The organism is Duncaniella sp., assembly GCF_029054785.1.
GTDB lineage: Bacteria > Bacteroidota > Bacteroidia > Bacteroidales > Muribaculaceae > Duncaniella.
In genome coordinates this window covers 23,691-30,943 of the sequence record NZ_JAIDEN010000021.1, presented here as the reverse complement: position 1 = coordinate 30,943, position 7,253 = coordinate 23,691, and the positions used below count along the sequence as shown (strand labels likewise).

5 protein-coding genes are annotated in these 7,253 nt (G+C 51.4%); all 5 read left to right on the top strand.

Annotation, left to right across the window (positions count from 1 at the left end; all coding sequences use genetic code 11):
• Positions 1 to 470 precede the first annotated feature (470 nt).
• The 5 genes from K2H17_RS00720 to K2H17_RS00700 all read left to right on the top strand — a co-directional run bounded on the left by K2H17_RS00720 (position 471) and on the right by K2H17_RS00700 (position 7,252).
• On the top strand, positions 471 to 1,052 hold the full coding sequence (locus tag K2H17_RS00720; RefSeq protein WP_300130215.1) for a DUF3575 domain-containing protein: 582 nt from the start codon (positions 471 to 473) through the stop codon (positions 1,050 to 1,052).
• 24 nt (positions 1,053 to 1,076) lie between these two features.
• On the top strand, positions 1,077 to 2,525 hold the full coding sequence (locus tag K2H17_RS00715; RefSeq protein ID WP_300130213.1) for a DUF3868 domain-containing protein: 1,449 nt from the start codon (positions 1,077 to 1,079) through the stop codon (positions 2,523 to 2,525).
• 139 nt (positions 2,526 to 2,664) lie between these two features.
• The gene (locus K2H17_RS00710) at positions 2,665 to 4,446 is read left to right on the top strand and encodes a fimbria major subunit (protein ID WP_300130210.1); all 1,782 of its coding nucleotides are present in this window, start codon (positions 2,665 to 2,667) and stop codon (positions 4,444 to 4,446) included.
• 294 nt (positions 4,447 to 4,740) lie between these two features.
• A complete protein-coding gene (locus K2H17_RS00705) occupies positions 4,741 to 5,787 on the top strand; it encodes a FimB/Mfa2 family fimbrial subunit (RefSeq protein WP_300130208.1) in 1,047 nt (348 codons plus the stop codon).
• Positions 5,788 to 5,812: 25 nt separating this feature from the next.
• A complete protein-coding gene (locus tag K2H17_RS00700) occupies positions 5,813 to 7,252 on the top strand; it encodes a hypothetical protein (RefSeq protein ID WP_300130206.1) in 1,440 nt (479 codons plus the stop codon).
• Position 7,253 lies beyond the last annotated feature (1 nt).

Here is a 7,253-nt window from a genome sequence, read left to right as displayed (position 1 = left end):
ATTTCAGTCACATAGCTCGCTATGCTCCTTCAATTCAGAGCCATATTCACCTCAAAACTTTCGCTCAGATTTTAACTCTTGTTTTTAAACAACCTCTAAAACCGCGATCCAGAATCAACTTCAAAACATGTTTCAAAAAAATTCAATTATTTTATCTTATTTATTGCAAGATTAAAAATAATGCACTACTTTTGTCGCTGAAAAGTAGCCTCCCTAACTGAGAGACTTCTATGAGACACATCACAAATAGTAGCATTATACAATAGTAGTAACATCGTTTATGTCACGTAATCAGTTGGGTTATATGTAAGTAATACCTGCAAGCATTGAACCGTCATGTGTTTGCCGCTTGCAATCTTGGGGTTGCCACCATCGCGGAGGCATTCACCGGTATTCTTACGTTCTAAAAAACGCCTTCCTTTACAACACATAAGCAAAATAGTAACAATTATAGGATTTCTATGTCGTCGATGAAAAGAGTATTGCTTGTAATCTTTCTGCTTGCAGGCTTGTTCGAGACTTCGAAAGCTCAGGATCTTGCTGTCAAGACCGACCTTTCGTCCGATATTTTCACGAACATCAACTTAGGAGGAGAGGTAGGCCTCGCTCCTAAGTGGACACTGGATGTTTCCGGCGAGTTCAACGCCTGGACTTTCAGTGACAACAAACGCTGGAAACACTGGTTTGTGCAGCCGGAGGCCCGCTATTGGTTCTGCGACCGCTTCGCCGGCCATTTTGTCGGCGCACATCTCCACGGAGGCCAATACAACATCGGTGGACTTGACACCGGATTCTCCATGCTTGGCACAGATTTCTCCAAACTCAAAGACTATCGTTTTCAGGGCTGGTTTGTCGGAGGCGGCGTGGCCTACGGTTATGCCTGGATCCTCGGACGCCACTGGAACCTTGAAGCTGAGATCGGTATCGGCTATTCCTACACACGTTACAGCCAGTACAAGTGTGCGGGCTGCGGAAAGAAACTCAAATCCGACCGCCCTCACAACTACTTCGGACCGACCAAAGCCGCAATCAACTTAGTGTATCTGTTTTAAACCACCTCATTTAAACGCACTGAAATGAAATTCCAAGCCCTTACCATATCGTCTCTATTCATCGGCCTGACCCTGAGCGCTTCGGCGGAAAACACATCGGCAACCCGCACAATACCGCTCGGTGTAAACGTGGAGCAGGCATCGCTCCAGCGCCACGGCGACTACATGAACGTCGACATGACCCTTGATCTCAGCCGTCTTCAGGTCGAAAGCAACCGCGCGGTGCTCCTGACTCCGAGCATCATCAACGGAAGCGACACCCTCCGCCTCCCCGCCATCGGCATCTACGGACGTGTCCGCTACTACCAGTACCAGCGCAACACCCCCGGCATGATCTCAGGCTTTGACGAGACAGTGATACGCGCGTCAGAGAAACCCGACAGCCTTCACTACAATCAGATACTCCCCTACGCCGACTGGATGAACGGATCGTCGGTCTATCTCAACCGCTCGGACTTCGGATGCTGCCGCAAACTGCTTGCATCCGCTCCATTCGACGGACCTTACGGATACTACGGATATTTCACCCCGCAGTGGGTCTATGTCCGTCCGCAGGGCAACGGCGAGAAGCACCGCGAACTTTCCGGATCGGCCTTCATCGACTTCCCCGTCGACCAGACCATCATCTATCCCGAATATCGCCGCAACACCACCGAACTGGCCAAGATCCAGGCCACGATCGACTCCGTCCGCGGTGACCGCGACGTAACCATCACCCGCGTCTGGCTCAAAGGCTTCGCATCCCCTGAAAGCCCCTACTCCCACAACCGCGATCTCGCCATAGGCCGAACAGCGGCCCTCAAGGACTATATCCAGAAGCTCTACCGCTTTGACTCCGGAGTCATCGCAACCGACTTCGAGCCTGAGGACTGGGCCGGACTCAAAAGGTTTGTTGACGGATCCAATCTGCCTGCGCGCACCGAAATCCTCGCGCTCATCGACTCCGACATGGAGCCTGACGCCAAGGAAGCCCGCATCAAGAAGCTCTATCCTGAGGACTACCGCTTCATGTTGCAGACCTACTATCCCGCACTGCGCCACACTGACTATCGCATCGAATACACAATCCGCTCTTACAGCGACGTCAACGAGATCCGCCGCATCATGAAGGAACACCCGCAGAAACTCAGCCTCAACGAATTCTATCTCGTGGCTCAGGACTGCGAACCGGGCAGCGACGAATTCAACGATGTGTTCGAGACAGCCGTGCGCATGTATCCCAACGATCCCGCAGCCAATCTCAACGCTGCCGTCTGCGCCCTCGAACGCGGTGATCTCGACCAGGCCAACCGATTCCTCGACAAAGCCGGATCTTCCGAACAGACCGAATACATTAGAGGTGTCCGCGAAGCTCTCAAAGGTGACTATGCCGCAGCCCGCAAGTATTTCGAGAATGCGACATCCATACCCGAAGCCGCCGATGCAATCCGACAGCTCGACAAGCTCCAGCCTCAGGCTTCAACAGACAAGTAACGCAGTCCATAAACTCTCCACACAATAATAACCCGACTTTTTAAACTTTACATTTTTTTACTCAACACATCACATTACAGATTTCATTCACAGATTCAATTAGTAACAAATTAAAAACCAATTCAATAATCAATTACAGATGAAATTTAAAAGCTTATTTCTGACAACAGCCGCAGCAATGGCGTTTGCTGCCTGTTCAAGCGACGAACCGTCAAACGGTGGAAACAACGGCAATACTCCGGAGGGAGAAGGCACCACAATGTATCTGACTGTGAACATCACAGATGCAAATGCAATGGGCCGTGCCGAAGAGGGTGACCTCGTTCCCGGCGAGCCTAACGAGCATGCAGTCAACACCGCTCACTTCTTCTTCTTCGACAAAGACCAGATGTTCGTGACCGAAGCAAGCGTATGGAACGGAGGCGACGATGTCAAAGACGAAGAACAGGAAAACGACAAAGGCTATAACGTTGAATTCCAGAGCAACAATGTGCTTGTTCTCAAGAACCTCACTAAGAAAAATCTCCCCAAATATCTTGTAACAGTTCTCAATGCTTCTCCCGAACTTCTGTCATACATCCGCGAGACTCCGCGCAAAATGGCTGAAGTACGCAACTTCCAGACCAACTGGCAGAACGGATCTTCTTTCGTGATGTCAACCTCAAGCTTCAACGGCGGAGAGACAGCTTTCCCCAACCAGTATGAAGCAGGTGTCTACTATGCCAACCTTCTTCAGGAAAGCAATCTCAAGACAGAACCTGTTGACCTTAAGAATGTACCGGCTAAAGACGTCGTAAAAATCTATGTTGAGCGTCTCGCAGCCAAGTTCACCATCTCACTTCCCGAAGGCAATCCCTTCAAGGTAGATGTGACCATTGCAGGTGCGGAGAACAACGACAACGGCAGCACAAACATCGGTTCAACTCCCGTCTACGTACAGATTGAAAAATTCGGAGTGACCGGCACCGAGCCCACTTCATTCCTCGGCAAGAACCTTGATAAACTCTCCGGGCTTTGGGATACCTGGAACATCGCACAGCTCCACCGCAGCTACTGGGGCAAGTCTGTCAACTATGACGACAAGAACTTCAAGCTCTCATATCCGACTTTCAGCGGCATCGATGGAGAACTCAAGGGTGCTGTCTACTCAAACGAAACTACCGCAGACTACACTGTTATCCGCAACGGCAACAACGTCCTCACCCCTGCCCGTGTGACCAACGTTGTCTTCACCGCCACAATCTATGAAGACAAAGATTGCCAGAAGCCTCTTGATCTCATCCTCTTCAGCGGTGTCTACTACAAGAAAGATCAGTTCGTTCCCTACATCCTCAACCGCCTGAACGCTACCAGCCAGCTCAACTACTATATCAAGACCGGCAGCTCAAGCGAGACCAACGAAGACGGCACTCTCAATCGCGACAACTATACTCAGGTTAGCGCTGATAACGTAGAGATCGTCAAGGACACCAAGTTTGGCACAGGCGTAGTGAAACTCGCTTCCGCTCTTGGCGAAAACACCCAGCTCTATGCACTCAGCGACAATAAAGCCACTGCTGTTGCAACAGCTGATTTCGAGGCTGCTCTCAACTCTTACTTCTTCAATGAAAACCCGACTGCCTATACCGGCGGTGCAAGCGTTTACTATGTTCCCGTTGAACACCTCCTTGGCAAAAATGCCGGCTTCAACAACAATAACGACTACACTGTTACCGAAAACGGTCAGTACGGTGTTGTCCGCAACCACTGGTATCAGATCGAGGTAGGCAAAGTGTTCCGTCTCGGCCAGGGCGTATTCGACCCCAGCGAAGGCAGCACCGAGGAACTCATTCCCGACAATCCCTCGAAAGAAACCTTCGGTATGGCAGCCAACATCAGCATCCTTTCCTGGAAGGTTGTTAAGCAGAGCGTAGATCTCTAATCGAAAAAGTCATATCAGTCTCTTAAGACAATCACTTAAATCAAGGTGCGGGAATTCCATCCCGCGGATTCCCGCACCTTTCTTTTTTTCTCTCAAACCGGACCTTTGTCACCGATCCTATGCTGCTGACAGACACACCCCATCACCTTTCCGCTCCTCAACCCCTCCTCATCACACCTCTCACCTCCTTTTTTTCTTTAACCCGACAACAGCGAGAGGGTCTCCCGGCCCTCCACAACATATATCAAGATTACCCAAGAACAACCCCCATACATCATTATCACAGATCGTAAGATGAAACTCAATACGAAGCTCCACAAAACCAACCTGCGAATCGTCGCAATCCTGCTCTCCGCACTGTCGCTCGGCAGTTGCAGCGGACTCATGTATGACGAAGAAGGAGACTGTGATCCCCACTACAAGGCTCGGTTCATTTTCGACATGAACATGTCGTATGCCAACGCCTTCTCCAAAGAAGTCAACGCAGTCACCCTCTATCTGCTTGATCCGGCCACAGGCAACATCGTCTGGCAGAAAAGCGAGCGCGGCGACCTGCTCCGCCAGGACGGCTATCTGATGGATCTCGACGTGGCTCCCGGCAGCTATCAGCTGCTTGCATGGTGTGGCGAAGGTCTCGACGAGCACTTCACCGTCTCCGCCGATGCGAGCCACTACTCTCATCTGACCTGCCGTCTCAACCGCGAGTACGAATCGCGCGCCGCCGGTGCTTCGGCAGTCTCACGCAAAGACCTCAAGCGTCTCTACCACGGCAAGACCGACGTCAAGGTATTCCCGGAAGATGAAGGGACATATATCTATAATGTGGAACTCGTCAAGAACACCAACGACGTCAACATCTTGCTCCAGCACCTTTCAGGCGAAATCGTCAAGGAAGGATTCACTTTCACCGTGACCGATGCCAACGGCTCGATGGACTGGGACAACTCCATAATGCCGGACGAGGAAATCAACTATTATCCCTGGCAGGTGCTTGCCGGTACGGCCGGAATCGAATATCCCGAAGCCAATGATGTCCCGGTCATCACAAGCATGAGCGCCTGTGTGGCCAATCTGACAGTCGGACGTCTGATGGCCGACCGCAGAGACGACATGCGCGTCAGGATCTACAATCCGGCAGGCGAGAAGATCGTCGATATTCCTCTGATCCAATATGCACTGCTCGTGCGGGGTCGCTACGAACAGTCCATGACAGAGCAGGAATATCTCGACCGTCAGGACAAATACGATCTTGTGTTCTTCATTGACGAAGGCAACCGATGGGCGGACTCTTATATTTATATCAACAGCTGGATGGTGGTACGCCAGACTTCAGATCTCTAATTTCACACAGACAATTCGACACACAATGTTTAACAAATATACTGCAAATTCAATCCGGACACTCTCTGCCCTGCTGCTTTCCGCCGCAGCATTTGGATTTGTTGCCTGTTCCGAAGGGGCTGACGCTCCTGACGGGACGGGCAGCGGCAGCAGTGTCCAGGTTGAACACACCATCGGCCTTTATATCCACACCGGCTCTGATCTGATCTCCCGCACCACCCCACCCGGCAATTATGACAAAGGAGCCGGCTATGAAAACTACATCGACATCGCAGGCAAAGACCTGGTTGTCGCCCTCTACAACACGAATGACCAATGGCTCGCCACCATCGACAATCCTGTCATTGTCCCCTTCTCCGAGACTTCAAGCTCGAAGACCTACCTTCTTGAATTCAAGATCAACCGCGATCTCCGCGATGCTCTCGGATCTTCGTTCAAGGTGCTGATGCTTGCGAACTGGCGTCACCGTTATCCGCAGCTTGAGACCGCAGGCACTCTTCCGCAGCTCTTCGATCTCGTCTCCACCGCCGATTACTGGATCGACTACACCGCCGGTCTCCCCTCCTGGGATCTTTCAGCCGACGACAAGATAGCAATGTTCGGCGTCCGCCAGTGCGACGGCATCACCTTTCAATCAGGCATGGACGCCTTTATCGGCGACCTCCATCTGCTGAGAGCACTGGCCAAGATCGAGGTGTGGGACAATTCCGACACCGCCGATGAAATAGAGTCGGTCTCCCTGACACGCCACATCACCAAAGCAGTCCCGATGCCAAAGGGAGTGACCCATCAGGACCAGTATGTCAAAAACAACTACGACAAGGACTATGTCCTCTACCCCTCGCTCCCTGCGGGCAACGGTCTTTATCCCAACGAGACCTCCACTCCTCTGCTGCTTCAGAAGAATCCGGCCAACGGACATTATACGGTCTATATCCCCGAATTTCCCAATTCTACCCGAAGCGCCGACACCCGCTGCCGCCTTAAGATACGCTACAAGGAATACAATGCCAAAGACTATTTCATCGACTTCAAATATTACAACGACGCACCCTCAGGCGCTTCCGTCGGCGACTTTTTCGATCTGCTTCGCAACTACTGGTATCAGTTCGAGGTCAGGAAACTCGCAGAATACATAGATGTAGTAGTGCAGGTGGTCCCCTACTCCGAGATACCGCTCAAACCGAATTTCGGGCTGGGCATCTCGAAAGATCTCGTTCCGGTCTACGACGACAACGGCCAGCTGATCTGCTATTTCAACTCCGAAAACGGCAACTATTACGACACCGACGGCACCACTGTCATCAAAAATCCATTCCTGATCGAAGGAAATCCCAAAGATCCGGCAACAGGATGGGACATTGTGCGTGACGACAACGGAACTTTCCGCTACTTCCGCGATCCGGTCACCGGAAAGTGTTATGACGCCGACAAAAACGAAATCCCTGATCCCGACAATAATTAGG

Excerpts from the sequence above, each read along its gene's own strand:
- K2H17_RS00720 (WP_300130215.1), top strand. The coding sequence starts at position 471 with ATGAAAAGAGTATTGCTTGTAATCTTTCTGCTTGCAGGCTTGTTCGAG.
- K2H17_RS00715 (WP_300130213.1), top strand. The coding sequence starts at position 1,077 with ATGAAATTCCAAGCCCTTACCATATCGTCTCTATTCATCGGCCTGACC.
- K2H17_RS00710 (WP_300130210.1), top strand. The coding sequence starts at position 2,665 with ATGAAATTTAAAAGCTTATTTCTGACAACAGCCGCAGCAATGGCGTTT.
- K2H17_RS00705 (WP_300130208.1), top strand. The coding sequence starts at position 4,741 with ATGAAACTCAATACGAAGCTCCACAAAACCAACCTGCGAATCGTCGCA.
- K2H17_RS00700 (WP_300130206.1), top strand. The coding sequence starts at position 5,813 with ATGTTTAACAAATATACTGCAAATTCAATCCGGACACTCTCTGCCCTG.